The sequence below is a fragment of the Fibrobacter sp. UWB4 genome, assembly GCF_002210345.1.
Classification (GTDB): domain Bacteria; phylum Fibrobacterota; class Fibrobacteria; order Fibrobacterales; family Fibrobacteraceae; genus Fibrobacter.
This window is the reverse complement of record NZ_MWQI01000009.1, coordinates 36,637-52,414: the sequence shown is the minus strand read 5'-3', so window position 1 is coordinate 52,414 and position 15,778 is coordinate 36,637. Positions and strand designations below refer to the sequence as shown.

The 15,778-nt window shown below is 51.0% G+C and carries 11 protein-coding genes; 4 read left to right on the top strand and 7 right to left on the bottom strand.

From position 1 onward, the window contains the following. Nucleotides 1-196: 196 nt before the first annotated feature. The 3 genes from B7990_RS12505 to B7990_RS12495 form a co-directional block, all read right to left on the bottom strand. Entirely contained in the window at nucleotides 197-2,308 is a 2,112-nt protein-coding gene (locus B7990_RS12505) for a histidine phosphatase family protein (protein WP_254917523.1), read from the bottom strand. Nucleotides 2,309-2,349: 41 nt separating this feature from the next. Further along, the gene (locus B7990_RS12500) at nucleotides 2,350-4,359 is read right to left on the bottom strand and encodes a histidine phosphatase family protein (RefSeq protein ID WP_088641255.1); all 2,010 of its coding nucleotides are present in this window, start codon (nucleotides 4,357-4,359) and stop codon (nucleotides 2,350-2,352) included. Nucleotides 4,360-4,503: 144 nt separating this feature from the next. Then, nucleotides 4,504-5,991: an acetyl-CoA hydrolase/transferase C-terminal domain-containing protein gene (locus tag B7990_RS12495; protein ID WP_088641254.1), complete on the bottom strand. Its 1,488-nt coding sequence runs from the start codon at nucleotides 5,989-5,991 to the stop codon at nucleotides 4,504-4,506. A gap of 29 nt (nucleotides 5,992-6,020) precedes the next feature. Between B7990_RS12495 and B7990_RS12490 the strand changes: the two genes are divergently transcribed. Beyond that, the gene (locus B7990_RS12490; protein ID WP_088641253.1) at nucleotides 6,021-6,437 is read left to right on the top strand and encodes a GtrA family protein; all 417 of its coding nucleotides are present in this window, start codon (nucleotides 6,021-6,023) and stop codon (nucleotides 6,435-6,437) included. A gap of 295 nt (nucleotides 6,438-6,732) precedes the next feature. On the opposite strand, the gene B7990_RS12485 is transcribed toward B7990_RS12490, so the two are convergent. Both B7990_RS12485 and B7990_RS12480 read right to left on the bottom strand, forming a co-directional pair. After that, nucleotides 6,733-8,835 carry an OmpA family protein gene (locus B7990_RS12485; RefSeq protein WP_088641252.1) on the bottom strand — a complete coding sequence of 701 codons (2,103 nt, stop codon included), beginning with the start codon at nucleotides 8,833-8,835 and terminating at the stop codon, nucleotides 6,733-6,735. 19 nt (nucleotides 8,836-8,854) lie between these two features. Beyond that, complete coding sequence (locus tag B7990_RS12480; protein WP_088641251.1) at nucleotides 8,855-10,975, bottom strand: polysaccharide biosynthesis tyrosine autokinase; 2,121 nt, start codon at nucleotides 10,973-10,975, stop codon at nucleotides 8,855-8,857. 223 nt (nucleotides 10,976-11,198) lie between these two features. On the opposite strand from B7990_RS12480, the gene B7990_RS12475 reads away from it, so the two are divergent. The 3 genes from B7990_RS12475 (at nucleotide 11,199) to B7990_RS12465 (ending at nucleotide 13,905) form a co-directional block, all read left to right on the top strand. Continuing rightward, a complete protein-coding gene (locus B7990_RS12475; protein ID WP_088641250.1) occupies nucleotides 11,199-11,978 on the top strand; it encodes an ABC transporter ATP-binding protein in 780 nt (259 codons plus the stop codon). Next, nucleotides 11,975-13,180 carry an ABC transporter permease gene (locus B7990_RS12470; RefSeq protein ID WP_088641249.1) on the top strand — a complete coding sequence of 402 codons (1,206 nt, stop codon included), beginning with the start codon at nucleotides 11,975-11,977 and terminating at the stop codon, nucleotides 13,178-13,180. The genes B7990_RS12475 and B7990_RS12470 overlap by 4 nt, the downstream gene beginning before the upstream one ends. A gap of 83 nt (nucleotides 13,181-13,263) precedes the next feature. Then, nucleotides 13,264-13,905: a bifunctional 4-hydroxy-2-oxoglutarate aldolase/2-dehydro-3-deoxy-phosphogluconate aldolase gene (locus B7990_RS12465; RefSeq protein WP_088641248.1), complete on the top strand. Its 642-nt coding sequence runs from the start codon at nucleotides 13,264-13,266 to the stop codon at nucleotides 13,903-13,905. 104 nt (nucleotides 13,906-14,009) lie between these two features. Here B7990_RS12465 and B7990_RS12460 read toward each other — a convergent pair whose 3' ends face one another. Together B7990_RS12460 and B7990_RS12455 are read right to left on the bottom strand one after the other, a co-directional pair. Then, nucleotides 14,010-14,879, bottom strand: a complete 870-nt coding sequence (locus B7990_RS12460; RefSeq protein ID WP_088641247.1) for a diguanylate cyclase — start codon at nucleotides 14,877-14,879, stop codon at nucleotides 14,010-14,012. Nucleotides 14,880-14,929: 50 nt separating this feature from the next. Further along, nucleotides 14,930-15,751 (bottom strand): menaquinone biosynthetic enzyme MqnA/MqnD family protein, encoded by an 822-nt coding sequence (locus B7990_RS12455; protein ID WP_088641246.1) that lies wholly within the window; start codon nucleotides 15,749-15,751, stop codon nucleotides 14,930-14,932. Nucleotides 15,752-15,778 lie beyond the last annotated feature (27 nt).

Sequence of the window (15,778 nt, the reverse complement as noted above, 5' to 3'; positions counted from 1 at the left end):
GAAGCCGACAATTAGGAATTCGGATTTCGGAATGTGGAATTTAAATAATCGCGGCGAAGCCGCCAAACTAAACAATTGTACTTTCGTTTTACTCAAGTACCTAATGTTGGGCTCGGAAATAGGCTTGCAAGCAATCCTGCTTCACTCGCCCTATGCATTAGTCCTAATTCATACTTCCTAATTCCGAATTCCAAAATCACATCGTCATCGTGCCGGAAGTTAGGCCCTTCACAGGCACATAGCGAAGCGAGCCGTCGGTACCCAGGATGATCGCCACGCCGGCAAGGTAATTGATCCACTGCTTTGTGTCAAAATAGCGCAGATTGACCTTTCCGTCCGTGCAGAACACCGTGAGCGGAACGACAAGCATGTCATGAGAAATCCACACAGCCACCTTATTGACCTTTTCAAAACGCGGCTTCACAACCTCGGTTATAAATTCTTCGCCACGGGACTTGAGCGGGTAGAACGCATCCATATAAATTCCTTTGTACGCATAGGCCGATGTAACCACCCAGCCACCGCCATCGGAATTCTTGTAGCTTTCGAACTTCGCTTCGTCTTTTTCAAACCAAGCACCGTCCAAATCCGGAATCGTATCGCTCACAAGGCTTGTGAATCCCGCACCGGCCGCCACATTTTCGCAAGTCTCATAGCTTCGCGTATAAGTCGAGTTTGCAAAGTAAATATTTTCACCCTTGAACTTTTCGCCCACAGTTTGTGACTGCTTCTTTCCGTTACTCGTCAAGTGCCCGCTCTTACCAGTATCATCTGTACGCTCCGCATGGCGCAAAATAAAGATGACCTTTTCACCGGCTGCAACAGTCTTCAAAACATCGCCAACATCTTCAAATTCAAGAATTTCGCCCGGCTCGGGTTCACGCCAGGTCTTTTTGCCCTGGTCGTAAATGTAAGACTTATCCTGATTGACTTTTCCGCTCTTGATTTGTCCATCGTAATCACCAGCGCCCAAGCCATACGTATCTTTTTCAAGGTCAGTCGCCACGCGCCAGTTCTTAGTGGTCCTGTCGCAAATAAAACGGATCTTCGGGCCATCCGGCTGTTCATAGTAAGAGACAAAGTATTCGCTCTGGCTGTTACCCACATGCTTCACCTGGCCAGCATTCATCGTACCGCAAGTTTCAAAGCCGTGAGTCTTTGTCCAGAAATTCCGCACATGCTTTTCAAAATCCGGTACCTTGCCAAGGTTCCAGCCTTCCATGTTCTTGCGGATTTTTTCAAGGCCACCTTCAGCATCGAGCATCAAAAGCTTATCAGCAAGTTTCGCCTTGGAAGAATTATCGCCCCAGTTGCCATCGCCACGGATATCATCGGCCACGGAATTTGCAAACTTGAGCATATCGCTTACCGAGCCATAGCTCTGTATCATCACAGAAACCGCCAAAAGCGCCGCACTGTAATCGTCCGAACCGAACAAGCTAATATCTTCTGCGGACTTGCTCGACGCTGTCGTCTGTCCACCGCGATTCCAGCCGCCAAAACCGCCATAGCCTCCACCGCCAGAACCGCCAAGGCTAATCCCGAAAGACGAAAGCACATCGCTCAGGGCGCGACCGCTCTGGCTCCCGATTGGCTGGTTATTGCCGGAATCTTCGACAAGCTTCCTCACACGCGGAGCTGCCATGTGCGTTAGCATGTTAACGTTGAACGAATCGCGCTTAGACAAGTCCACAACAGCATTGAGCTTTATCAGTGACGAGGAAACCCCGCCAGTCAGCTCATCCACATAAAAGCCATTCGCCTCGACCCTCACATACGGCGAAACAAGATTGATATTTGCAAAATTAAACGAGCCATCCGTAGTGACAATGCATGTTTCATGCGACCTGTCAGAATCGGCCAAGCGCTTTACGCTATCCAGCTCAACAATCTTTACCGAAGTCCCGTAACGGAACGGACCCTTCTCGGCTAAGCCCGAGATCGCAACTCCCGCTCTACGGAAATCAGCCGCTTTGTCTTCCGTTTCCTCAGCAGCTTCAGCAGGAACAAGAACACCATCGTGACATGTGAATGTCCCGGTTATAGTCGTATCGATAATGGGATTCTGAACTTCCGAAGTATCCTTGCCGGACCCTTTACTACTAGAGCTTCGATGACGGTGTTCCCTTTGCGAAGAACCGTTCACTGAAGAAGAGCTACTCTTATTATCTTTGCGCGGATTTTCACTAGAAAGGCTATCCTTCGAATCAGAACTTTCTATTTCGGATATATCACCGCATTCATCGCCTTCACACGGCACAGAGCCATAACGGACAGAATCACACGCTGTCCACAGCAAAAACGACAATACTATTATCCAAACCCGCATAAATTGAATATTAGTAATTTCTAGTTCGCGTACCCAGACTTGAGACCGCGAATAGCGACATAACGGCGGTTTCCGTCCTTGTCGATGATGATCGCGACACCAGCCAGGTAGTTGATCCACTTGCCGTTATTCTCGTACTTCTTGAGTTCCACCTGCAAATTCGAGCAGTAAGCGACAAGGGGTACCATAAGCTTGTCATGAGAACTCAAAAGGACGAACTTTTCTGTCGGATACTTTTTGACAAGAACATCTTCGATGAGTTCCACCGAGCGTTCCGCAAGATTATAGTATGCGGCATCGGCACCCGTCGAATAAGCCCCCGTGTAAGCATACTTGGAAGTCACTTCCCAACCGCCACCGCATTCATTTTTCGCCTTTTCGACCGCCTCGTTATTCTTGGCATACCAGTCATCATTCAGCTGCGGGATCGTATCGCGCTTGTCATAAGACTGTCCGCGGCCTTTCGCAATCGATTCCACAGTCTGGTGCGCGCGCAAGAATTCAGAAGCACCAAGGACAAAGTCTTCCTTGAACTTCGTGAGTCGAGCGCCAACTTCTTCGGACTGCTTTTTACCGTTGTCCGTGAGCGTCCCGCCCTTGCTTGTATCGTCACCGCGTTCTGCATGGCGTAGCACAAAGATAACGCGCTCGTCATCCTTGATGCTTTCGTAGACATCCTGAATATCCACAAATTCCTTTGCATCGGAGTTCAGGACAAAATAACGGTCTTTTTCAACAGCAGTCGCCTTGCGCCACTGTTTTGAGCTTCCGTCATACGTAAAGAACTCTCCAGAGAAAGTACCACGGCGAACTTCGCCATCTTTTGCTGGAGTAGTTTCGCCCATGAAGTCCTTCAAGCTATCCGGAATAGACGTCCAGCCGGACTTTTCATCACAGACAAATCTTTCCCTAGACTTTGAAACATCGCCATAATTCGCTGCATAAAATTTACTCGCCTTATTTTTCACGAAGAAAATTTCACCAGCGGATTCCGCATCGCACTTCGGGAATTCCAATTCCGTCAAATAAAAGTTCCTGACGAACTTTTCAAATTCAGCAGCCTTGCTCCATTTCTTTTCAAGAGCCTTACGGACCGATGCGTAGCCATCTTCCAGGTCGTTCGACAAAGCCCAATCAGCAATTGCGATTTTTGCATCAGAGTCGTCCCACACTCCATCCTTGCGGACATCAGCTGCAACCGCCTTGAAGGACTTCGCAAAATCGCCGTTTGCCCCCGCCTGCAACAGGAGCGTTGACGCCAAGAGCGCAGCACCAGACTCGCTGAGGTCAGAAACATGTATCAGTTCGCTTGCATCAAAGTCAGCAGCGGCCAAATGGAACACGCCCCATACATCTTCCGAAGCCTTTTTCTTCGCATCTTCAAACGAGACTTTCTGCCGCCCACTCAAAAGGCCAAGAGTACGTTCCGACTCAAGCGTCGTAAGCAAGTTCAAATTGAACACTTCGCCCGAAGTCGCATCACTCAAAGCCGAAAGCGTAATTGAAGCAGACTTACCGTCTACAATGTTATCGACTTTACCATCTACAGAAAAGATCACATAAGGCTGCGGCAGGTCTATTTTGTCTATACCGTACGTTCCACCCTTGCCGACTTTGCCCGAAAATACGTTTTTCGTTTCCTTGTACGAATTTGCCGTATCCAGCTGCACCATTTTGACTTTAGCAGTACTTGCAAACCCATCCAGGGCAATAGAACCCGACACGGATCCATTGACAAGCACATAAACGATATCTTGACCGTCAAGGGGATCAACCTCCTTCAGGCTACTGGAAGACGAGACCTTGCCTTTAGAGCTACTCGACGAGGATCTACTGGGAGTCTTCGAACTTGATGAAGATTGCAAGCTATCGATCTTGCCAGACGAGCTGGAATCATCCTTCAAATCATCTTTCTGTCCGCTGACGGGATCGTCACCGCAAGCGAAAAGGAGTGCAGCAAGTAACGCGGAACAAGAAACCTTGAACCCAAAATTCCAACCCTTAGAACTCTTTTGAGAAAAAATCCCCATAGAAGTTGCCCCTTACCATCAAGTTTTTTTTTCAAAAACACCCCGTATCAAAAATATAACTATTGCACAATTTGCGCAATAGCTAACAGGAATAAATTATCGCAAACAAGGGCTTAAAAGGACCAAAAATATAGATGGTAAGGGTTACAGCATCTTGCCTGTTTCGAGGAAGCGGGTATGCATCTCGAAAGCGCGGGAAAGTGCAAGCGGCAAGTGGACGCCTTTCGCATGCTTGAGACCGTACTCCAGAACATCCGTGAGCGCATCGCGGTAGTCCGGGTGGGCACAGTTCTTGATAATCAGACGGGCGCGTTCTTCGACCGGCAAGCCGCGAAGATCCGCAAGGCCTTGCTCCGTCACAAAGATCTGCGTATCGTGATCGGTATGGTCCACATGGCTCACGTAAGGCACAATGCTCGAAATCGCACCGCCCTTCGCCACAGACGGCGTGAGGAAAAATCCGAGAGCGCAATGGCGAGCAAAGTCAGCCGAGCCGCCGATGCCGTTCATCATCGCCGAACCGCACACAAGCGAACTGTTCACATTGCCAAAGATATCCGCTTCCAGAGCCGTATTCATGGAAATCACGCCCAGGCGGCGAATTACATCCGGGCTGTTGCTCACTTCCTGCTGGCGGATAATGAAATGCTTTTTCCATTCGGCGCTATTTTCAACAAATTCTTTCTGCGCCGCCTGCGAAAGCGTAAGTGCCGTTCCAGACGCGATGCCAAGCTTGCCTTTTTTCAAAAGCGGGAGCACCGCTTCCTGAATCACTTCAGTAAACAAGTCAATTTGCCCAAGGCGGTCATCGTCCGCCATCGCGCAAAGCACCGCATTTGCGACCTTGCCCACGCCACTCTGGTAAGCAAGCCCCTTCGGAAGTCTGCCGTGCGATTCTTCGAACCGGATAAAGTCCAAGATGCGTTCGCCGATGTTCTTAGAAACTTCATCAGGTTCCACAAACGGAGTCACTTCATCATACGCTTCGTTCTCGACAATCGCAATGACCTTGTTCGGGTCAATCTGTACAAATTCACCACCCACGCGGTCTCCGGCGCTGTATATTGCAAGCGGTCTTGCATGCGGCGGAAGTTCCGGAAGGGCGTTATCGTGCATGCCGATACAGCTATCGCCCAGACGAGTGTTCAATTCAAGGATAATCTTCGGTGCCATTTCTAGGTAGCAGACGGAGTTACCGCCCGAAGTCGAAAGGCAAACGCGTCCATCCGGCAAAATCGCAGAAACTTCAATAATCGCAACCGTCGGCGCAGGGACAGCCCCAGTACGCACAAGATAACCCATCTTACCCAAATGCGCGTCAATGTAGCGGATGCTTCCATCGTTAATCGCCTTGCGCAAACTCGGATTGGACTGGTATGGCATGCGAAGTTTCAGAGCCTTCGCGCGGGCAAGAGCGCCATCGCAACTGTCGCCTGTCGAGGCGCCTGCGAACAACGTTACCTTAAATTCCTGACCCGCTTCGTGCAATTTTTCAGCACGTGCTGCAATCGCCAAGGGAACCGCTTTGGGGTATCCTGCCAAAGTAAATCCGGAAACCCCGAGAACATCGCCATTACGAATCATATCTGCAGCGCTGGCAGCACTGCATTTCTTAGTTGTAATCCAGGTCATATCGTAGCAAAAATAGTATTTTTACCGCCGTGAAACATTTTATCAAATACAACGCCATCGGTGTAATGAACACCTTGATCACCCTTGCCGCCGTCTGGATATTGCACCAGGTCCTGGACTGGAATCTGGAACTTTCGAACTTTCTTGGTTTCGTTGCCGGCGGCCTCAACAGCTACATCATGAACCGCATTTGGAACTTCAAGAGCACCAACAAGAAGCGCACGGAAGTCGTACGTTTTATCATCGTTTTCCTCTGCTCTTACGGCATAAACCTACTTGTTCTGGAAGGTTCCGCCCACGTGCTCACGAACGCTTCCTGGTGCGCAGACTTTACCGCCTTCATCTCCAGATTCATGAAGCCGACCTACTTCGCGAACATCATCGCAAACGTCGTTTACGTCCTCGTAAGCTTTACGCTCTATAAGAAATGGGTGTTTAAGAGTTAATTCGGAATTGTCATCCTGAGCGGCCCCTGGAGCCGTAGGCGATAGGGGGAGTCGAAGGATCCAGTTATTTCTGGTTAACAGAATTTAAAGTTTAACTACTAGTCATTGGTTATTAAAAAGGCGCACGGAGTAACCGTGCGCTTTTTCGTTGTTCAATTTATGTTATTGAGCAACACTTGGAATTGCGCAGCTCGTTCATAACGGCCTGCAGCATTCTCCAAATACAGACTTTCTTCACATACAAAAAGGGCGTCCTTGCGGACGCCCCTTTTTAGTTCTCAGTTAAGATCGAAGATTACTTTTCGAACGGAACGAGTTCAACACGGCGGTTGAGCTTGCGGCCCTTCTTAGTCTTGTTATCTGCGATCGGCTTGTCAGAACCGTAACCGACTGCGCGGAGACGTTCGCTGTCAATGCCCTTCTTGACGAGGTACTTGACAACAGCCTGTGCACGCTGTTCGGAGATCTTCTTGTTCTTTTCTTCCTTACCAGTGTCATCCGTGTGGCCCTGGATTTCGAGGTTGACAGCCGGGAGCTTCTTGAGCAACTTAGCGATATTGTTCAAGGTCTTGTTGCTGCTTGCGGTGAGCTTAGCAGAACCGGTCTTGAACTGGATACCCTTCTTGAGCTTGTCGAGGTCCTGGTTCTTGTTCGGGCAGCCGTTCTTGTCAACTGCAACGCCAACGAGGGTGTTCGGGCACTTGTCGAGGTGATCGGCAACGCCATCCTTGTCGGAGTCAACCGGGCAACCAACTTCGTCAACAGAGACGCCAGCCGGAGTATTCGGGCACTTGTCGAGAGCATCAACGATGCCGTCGCTATCGCCGTCCGGGCTGCAGCCATCAGCGTTAACCGGGAGACCAGCAGCAGTGTTCGGGCACTTGTCGAGGTAGTCAGCAACGCCGTCGTTATCAGCGTCAACCGGGCAACCCTTAGCGTCAACAGCAACACCAGCCGGAGTATTCGGGCACTGATCGAGGTAGTCAGCAACGCCGTCCTTGTCAGAATCGATCGGGCAGCCGTTAGCATCGATAGTAGCACCAGCAGCAGTGTTCGGGCACTTGTCGAGGTAATCAGCAACGCCATCCTTATCAGAGTCAACCGGGCAGCCAGCAGCGTCAACAACTACGCCAGCCGGAGTTTCAGCGCACTGGTCGATACCATCAGCAACACCGTCATTGTCGGAGTCAACCGGGCAGCCAGCAGCGTCAACAACAGCACCAGCCGGAGTTTCAGCGCACTGGTCGAGACCGTCGAAGACACCGTCATTGTCGCCGTCAATCGGGCAGCCGTTAGCGTCAACAACAGCACCTGCCGGAGTAGCGGCGCACTGGTCAACATTGTTTGCTACGCCATCGTTATCTTCGTCAGCACCACGGACGTTACCGAAGCGCCAGGTAAGAGCGGCGGTACCAGCATAACGCGGAGTCGGGGTGTAGCCGTAAACGATCTTGTTACCATGCTTGTCACCGTAGTGGAGCTGGTAAGATTCAGCAGCGTGCATTTCGTCCTTGTACTTCCAAGTGAAGTTGGAGAGAGCACGGATACCCACATCGAGACCGAGGGCGATGTCGATGTTTGCCGGGAGGTGGAAACGGAAGCCCGGAGTAAGAGTGAACGGATCATAACCCGGATCACGCGGATATTCACCCTTTTCTACACGGAATTCACCGTTAGCTTCAACGAAGAAGTCCATCCAGTCAGTCGGGAGGACGTTGATGCCACCACCGTAGACCAACGTGTTGGAACCACGGCCAACAGTACCGACGAAACCGACGTTACCGTTGAAGCGGAGCGGAGCGCCAACCTTCTGGAGGTCGAGAGTGAGGATCAATTCACCACCAAAAGCCATGCCATTGAGGGTGTACGGGTGAGTCTGTTCGCCCTTAGCGTTCAAGTACCAAGCGTGACGCGGACGTACGCCAACGGACTTGTCGCCAGTCGGGAAGTAGAACTGAGCAGCGATAGCAGCATTGAAGATGCCATCAGTTGCTTCATCGAGCGGAAGCTTTGCCTTTGCCCAGAGTTCGAGGTCACCACGGCTAGCCTTCCACATGTCGCCTTCACCGACCTTGTGTGCGTTAGCATGGTCGTAGTAAAGCGGGAGGGCAAGACCGATATCCATGAAGTCCGTCACGCCAGCTGCAAAGTTGATATTTGCAGTCAAGCTACCAACGTTGTCATGGAAGCTGTCCTTGTTGCCAGCCTTGCTGAAATGGCCACCGCGAGTGAGGGACCAAGAGTCATAAGAAGCCTGGCCACCGAAACCGGCAGCAAAGCCACCCTGACCGAGGGTTTGGGCTGTTTTCTGGTTGAGACCATCGGCTCCGCCCATCAGACCGGACTGCGCGAACGCGAAGCTACCGGCCAAGAGAGACATTGCGACTATTTTTTTCATCTATTCTCCTTGTTATTGGTTAATATTTCTTGTGATAGCCATAGTAGCCGTAGCTACCATAGCCGGACCCCGCATGACGCTCGCACTTGTTGAAGACGAAAGCCTTCTGCAACGGTGTTTCCGTACTGCGGTCAAAAGTATTCAAGGCATCTTGGATGCTTTCAATGGTATGAGCTGCATGCTTCAAAACACACAACAGATAGTCCGCATGCTTTTCGACAAGCAATGCGTCACTGCACTGGAATACCGGAGGAGTATCCAGAACAATCAAGTCATACTTATCCCTGAATGCATCAAGGAAAGCGCTAAATCTAGAACTGGTCAAAAGTCCACCCGGATTCACGACACGGGCGCCTGCACCTAGGACATGGAAATTGTCCATCACCTTGACAACATAGTCGTCGCCATAGTTTTCTTCTTCAAGCATTTCGCACAAGCCCTTCTGGCTATGCTTGAACAGGTGACCACGACGAAGGTCCATATCGACCAGCAAAACTTTCTTGCCCGACATGGCAAAGGACGCAGCAAGGTTTGTAGAGACAAAGGACTTACCGACTCCCTGCACAAGGCCAGACACCATCAACACCTTCTTGCCATCCGAGAAGACAGAAAATTCAAGAGCCGTACGAAGAGCGCGGATGCCTTCTGCAAACGGATCGTCCGGGTTAGTGGCAACGCAAGGCTTATATACATCGTTCAACGTCTTACCGTCAAGCATAGGAAGCTTGCCGTAAACGCCCACGCCTGTAGCCTGCTCCACTTCGCTGCTGCTGCAAACACCGTTCGAGAGCAAGCGACGGATATAGACAATAAAGCAGCCCAGAAGCAGAAATGCACCCATAACCCCAAGGAAGATAAGCTTCCTGTTGGGCTTATTCGGCTTAAGCGGTTCATAAGCCTGGTCCACAATGCGGACATTGCCAACTTCACCGGCCTGGACAACTCGCAACTGCTGGATATTGTTCAGCAAGTTCGTGTAAAGCTTGTTGTTGACTTCAACTTCTTCCTGCAACGAAAGCACTTCCTGCTGCAAGACCGGCAAGCTAGATGCGGAACGCTGCTGTCTGGCAAGTTCGCGACGCAGTCTGGCCTGCTGTTCTTCAATCGTACGGACCGTCGGGTGTTCCGCACGGAACAGGCGAAGGACTTCTTGCTTTTTCTGTTCCAGCTCGATGATGCGCTGCTGGAGAGTCACGTCCTTTTCAAGGTGCAAACGAGTTTCGCCCGAAAGGTCAATAGTTCCCTTTGCATTGCGGAACGAGGTCAACTTCTGTTCAGCAGAATCGAGCTTGGCCTTAACGCCCGGCAACTGCTCTTCAAGGAACATCAAAGTTTTCTTGGCTTCGGCACTGCGCATTTCGATATTCTGTTTCAGATATGTATTAGCGACAGTGTTCAAAATAGCAGCAACTCGATCCGCGTAACGGTTTTCAAGAGACACTCTGATAATGCCAGAACTCTTACCTTCTTCCGAAATGCTAAGACCCTTGAGGAGATTCCCAGCAGCAACCTGCGGATGCACGGCAGTGAGCAAGAAAGTCTGACCAACGGTTGCGGTCAGGTTCTTGACACAAATGGCTAAAGTATCACCAGCAAAAGGCTTACGGTAAGTTTCACCGACCTTGCCGGACAGTACGACCTCGCCCTCTAGTCCGATTACTTCGTATGCACTGGAGTCGGCTGTGACGCGGGCCACAAGTTCACCCTTCGCTTCTTCGAACGCGCGCGGAATAACCAGAAGTTCAAGATCCATGCGGCCTTCGCGATGCATAAGACGATCAAGCTTATTGAGCGGAACAGCAGAATAGCACAGTCTCTCGTCCTGGACGACCTGATCCAGAATGACACGGCTCTTGATGAGTTCCATTTCGGCAGCGGAAGGCGTCGAGACATCAAACAACGCACCCATTTCGCCAAGAGCAAGGCCCTGCTTATTTCCCTTAACATTTACCTGGAGAAGAATGTCGCTCTTAAAGGACGGGCGAATCCACATTGCGGCAAGGCAGCCAAAAACAACGCCAAAGAACAAGAAAACGAGCAAGAATTTCCACTTGCTTTTCAAATACACAATTATCTCAAGAATATCGATTTCGCCATCAGCAGACGCATTCGACATATTCTGAGTCATTTTCTCATTCATTAAAATCTCCAAGGGCACATGAACCAACCACCTGCTGTGGTCCAATTCGGAATATAAAATAAAAAAAAAATTATTGTTTATACATTGAAACATAACAATCATCTGATTTTTTGGTGTTTTTCCAATATTTCACTCAGCAAAGAGCGAAAAACCATATTTATTCGATGTAAAAGCAACCAATTCAACAGGTTAGAGCATCCAAAGAGGCAAATAAAAGGTCTTTATGCAAACCGCTTCACCGATTCTTTCTGTACAAAATTTGCGCCGTGATTTTAAAATGGGCGACGAGACCGTCCACGCTCTCCGGGGAGTAAGTTTCGACATCTACCCAGGGGAATTCGTAACGATCATGGGAACATCCGGTTCCGGCAAGTCCACCATGCTGAACATTCTGGGGTGCATGGATCGACCGACTTCCGGACACTATATATTGGACGGACAGCATACCGAAACACTGAAACGCGATGCGCTCGCCCGCATCCGGAGCCAGAAACTCGGATTCGTTTTCCAGAGCTACAACCTGCTCAGCCGCACGACCGCCATCGAAAACGTGGAACTCCCGTTACTGTACAATTCCAAAATTTCCGCTGAAGAGCGCCACCACCGCGCCATCGAAGCGTTAAAGATGGTCGGACTCGAAAGCCGCATGAACCATTTGCCGAACCAGCTCTCGGGCGGCCAGCAGCAACGCGTAGCCATCGCCCGTGCGCTCGTGAACGACCCCGTAATCATTCTCGCCGACGAAGCGACCGGCAACCTCGACACCCGCACTAGCTACGAAATCATGATGATTTTCCAGGAGCTGCACAGGCAGGGCAAGACAATCGCCTTCGTGACGCACGAACCCGACATCGCCACGTTCAGCGGACGCACCATCACACTTCGCGACGGTTTACTGAAAAAAGATGTCATCAACGAAAAAGTGCAAGATGCAAAAGTCGCATTCGAGATGCTCCCGCCACCAGAAACATTTGAAGACGATGATGAAGGAGAAGTGGAATGAACCCGTTTACCTTAGCTAAGATTGCACTCCGCGCACTGCTCCGCAACCGGATGCGCACATTCCTCTCGGTGCTCGGCATCGTCATCGGCGTTGCAGCCGTCATCACCATGGTCGCCATGGGTGAAGGCTCCAAGAAATCCATCAAGGAACAGATGACCGCGATGGGCACAAACGCAATCACCATCATGCCAAACCAGAGCCGCCGAGGCGGCGTCCAGACGGAATCGGCCGAATCCCTTGAAGAAGAAGACGTCATCGCCATCCGCGAAAACGCAAGCTACATCAACGGCGTATCGCCAATGGTCTCAGTCGGCGGGCAAGCCATAGTCGGAAACAATAACTCCCCCACGACGCTTTCCGGCGTCTCGGCAGACTACCTCAAGATCCGCAACTACGAAATCCAGGACGGCGTGATGTTCGACGACGAAGCGGACCGCATGGCAAAAGTCTGCGTCATCGGGCAAACCGTCGTGAAAAACCTCTTCCCGGACACAGACCCGATTGGAAAAACAATCCGCTACAAGAGCATTCCGCTCAAGGTCATCGGCACATTAAAAGCAAAAGGCTCCGGCGATTTCGGGCAGGACCAGGACGACGTGATATTCACGCCGTACCAGACCGTAATGAGGCGCTTCTCCGCAACGACGAACATCCGGCAGATTTACGCAAACTCCATCGGCGAAGGCTACGCCGCAAAAGCCACCGAAGAAATCATGACCATCCTGAAGGAACGCCGCAACTGGACAAAACCGACCGACCCGTTCCGCGTGTTTACGCAAGAAGAAATGATCCAGATGGTCACAAGCACATCCGACATGCTCTCGCTCGTGCTTACCGCCATCGCTGGAATTAGTTTGTTTGTTGGCGGTATCGGCATCATGAACATCATGTACGTGTCCGTCACGGAACGCACCAAGGAAATCGGGCTTCGCATGGCCATCGGCGCCCGCGGCCGCGACATCCTTTTGCAGTTCCTCTTTGAATCCGTGATCATCAGTTTGCTCGGAGGAGCCATCGGAATTGCACTTGGCATTGCCGCCTCCGAAACGGTAAAGATTGCCATGAACTGGCCCATGAGCGTTTCCGTCACAAGCGTCATCGTGAGCTTTGGCGTGTGCTTTGCGACAGGCGTGTTCTTCGGATGGTACCCCGCCCGCAAGGCAAGCAGACTTGACCCGATCGAAGCGCTGAGGTTTGAATAGGTTATATTCTCTGTAAATAAAAAAACAACACTTTTTTATTTTCTTTCGTCTCTCGTCTTTCGTCTATAAACTATTTTAAAGTCATGAATTTTCTTGAATTTTTACAACCGATGCCGGTCGTGGGCATTCTCCGCGACATTCCTCAGGGTGCCGAAGAAGCGTGCGTGAACGCGTCCGCAAAGTGCGGGCTCAAGGCGATTGAGGTCACGATGAACACCGCAGCAGCAACCGAAATTATCGCAAAGCTCAAGTCCATTGCAAAGCCGCTTGGAATCAAGGTCGGCGCAGGTACAGTCCGTCACGGGAGCGATGTGGAAAAAGCGATTTCTGCAGGTGCCGAATTCATCGTCACGCCAAACACGCGTCACGAAGTCATCCGTCTTTCGAACACGGCAGGCATTCCGATTATCCCGGGTGCACTCACGCCGACCGAAGTGCAGAAGGCTTACGACCTTGGCGCAACCGCCATCAAGATTTTCCCGGTGAACTGCGTGGGCGGTCCGGAATACATCAGGGCTTTGCGCGGACCGTTCCGCGACATCCCGCTGATGGCATGCGGTGGCGTGAATGCAGAGAACGCCGCAAGCTACCTCAAGGCCAGTGCGAACCTGCTATCGTTCGGCGGAAGCATCTTCAATGCAGAACTGATGAAGGCTGGCGACTGGGCGACCATCGAAGCAAGGATGCAGAAACTGCTGGAAGCTGTCAAAGCAGCAATTGCGTAAGCAGCCCGATGAGACAATTGCGAAAATGCGACAAAGCCGCGGAAAATTCCGCGGCATTTTTTTTAGATCCTTCGACTTCGCTCAGGATGACACAATCAGAACGACTAACCGCGTTCTGCGCGCATTTTGCGCTTGCATTCGTACATGGAAGAGTCCGCGCTGCGCAACATCTCGTCCATGTCCTTGTAGTCTTCGGTGGAACTTGCCGTGCCATAAGCAAAGCAAACCGTCTGGTCTACAATCGTAAGCGACTTCACCGCCTCCTGCATTCTCTCGGCACAGACGAACGCACCCTTCAGATCGGTGTCCGGGCAGATGACCAGGAACTCGTCGCCGCCCATGCGGAACAGCATATCCGATTCACGGAGCAGCTTGTTGCAAGCGTTCACGACAGAACGCAGCAGCAAGTCGCCTGCCAAATGCCCGTGCTGATCGTTGACCTTTTTAAGACCGTTCAAGTCAAAATAAACTATTGAGAAATTCGTGCCGTAGCGCTTGCTGCGCGCGAACAGTTCACGCAAAGAACAAATCGCATGCCTGCGGTTGTAGGCGCCCGTCAGATCGTCCGTCAAGGAAATCTCGCGCAAGTTGCGAAGCGAACGCGTCAGGCGCAGATGCACAGCAATTCTTGCAAGCAGGATATCCGGCGCAGAATTTTTGCAAACAAAGTCAGAAGCCCCCGACTGGAACCCCTGCGTTACGCTGGCCTCGTTCTCCTGATTCGTGAGGAATATAATCGGCAGGTCATCTAGCGGGAACTGCTTGCGTATATTCAGGCAAACGTCGTAGCCGTTCATTCCCGGCATGTTGACATCGAGCAGAACAAGCTCCACGGGATTATCGTTCAAGTACTCCAAAGCCTCGGCACCGGACTTGCAGCCAATAACATCGTACCCAACTGCTTTCAGAACATCCGAGTCCCTTTTCAATTCAACATCATCATCGTCGACGATAAGAATTTTTTCCTCTACCATTTTATTCTCCTTACCATCCCTACACTCATTCCAACAGCTATAAAATAAAATTACTCGAGAAACTCTATCGGCGGCGCAGATTCAACGAGCCTCATTTGAGCGGCCAATTTGAAAAACAACGTCAGCGACTGTTTGCGTTCGTCGGTGAATCGGTAATCGAGTACGCTAAAGTAATCTTCGACAAGAGGGCGCGGCAACTTCACCGGATACTTCGCAAGCCATACGTCCAGAGCCTGCGACGGATTTTTGCGGAACTCGCGGATGCTCGTTTCCAGGCGCGCCATGTAATCGTCGAGAACAAGCCGCAAGCGGGCCGAAAGCGCCTCCTTCGAAATAAGCCATGCACCAAACACAAAAGGTAATCCTTGCCATTCCTGCCAAAGTGTCCCCAAGTCATAGCTATACGCAAAGCGATGGCGTTCATTTTCTTCAAGCGCAAGGTCGCCTATCAAGAGACACGCATCATCGGTCGATTCGGCAGCAAGCCCCGGCACATATTCGGGCGAAAGTCCATAGCGGTTTTCAAGAAGAATCCTCAATAAAGTAACAGACGTTTTGCTCTGCGAAGTCATGCGGATGTTCTTGCCCGAAAGTTCACTGATCGGGTAGCGCGAAAAAAGCTTGACCGACCGCACCTCGAAAGAGCACGACGTGCAGAGCGATGGCGAAAGCACAAAGGCGCCCGGCTTTTGCGCAAACGTAATCGAGGACGCCGGGGAAAGGTGGATCGAGCCGTCCTTGAGGCCTGTACTATGGGCACTCGGCGGACCATCGACAAAAGCCACCTCGGGAAATTCATTTTCGCGCCCGACAGAATTGAAGAAAAACGGCGCACAGACCAAAAAAGGGATTCGACCAACACGGAGAGTCATGTAAAAAAGTTAAATTTTTACGAGTGG

What these genes read in the sequence shown, in the direction of transcription:
- B7990_RS12500 (WP_088641255.1), bottom strand. Translation starts at nt 4,359, where the DNA reads ATGGGGATTTTTTCTCAAAAGAGTTCTAAGGGTTGGAATTTTGGGTTC.
- B7990_RS12495 (WP_088641254.1), bottom strand. Translation starts at nt 5,991, where the DNA reads ATGACCTGGATTACAACTAAGAAATGCAGTGCTGCCAGCGCTGCAGAT.
- B7990_RS12485 (WP_088641252.1), bottom strand. Translation starts at nt 8,835, where the DNA reads ATGAAAAAAATAGTCGCAATGTCTCTCTTGGCCGGTAGCTTCGCGTTC.
- B7990_RS12480 (WP_088641251.1), bottom strand. Translation starts at nt 10,975, where the DNA reads ATGAATGAGAAAATGACTCAGAATATGTCGAATGCGTCTGCTGATGGC.
- B7990_RS12475 (WP_088641250.1), top strand. Translation starts at nt 11,199, where the DNA reads ATGCAAACCGCTTCACCGATTCTTTCTGTACAAAATTTGCGCCGTGAT.
- B7990_RS12470 (WP_088641249.1), top strand. Translation starts at nt 11,975, where the DNA reads ATGAACCCGTTTACCTTAGCTAAGATTGCACTCCGCGCACTGCTCCGC.
- B7990_RS12465 (WP_088641248.1), top strand. Translation starts at nt 13,264, where the DNA reads ATGAATTTTCTTGAATTTTTACAACCGATGCCGGTCGTGGGCATTCTC.
- B7990_RS12460 (WP_088641247.1), bottom strand. Translation starts at nt 14,879, where the DNA reads ATGGTAGAGGAAAAAATTCTTATCGTCGACGATGATGATGTTGAATTG.
- B7990_RS12455 (WP_088641246.1), bottom strand. Translation starts at nt 15,751, where the DNA reads ATGACTCTCCGTGTTGGTCGAATCCCTTTTTTGGTCTGTGCGCCGTTT.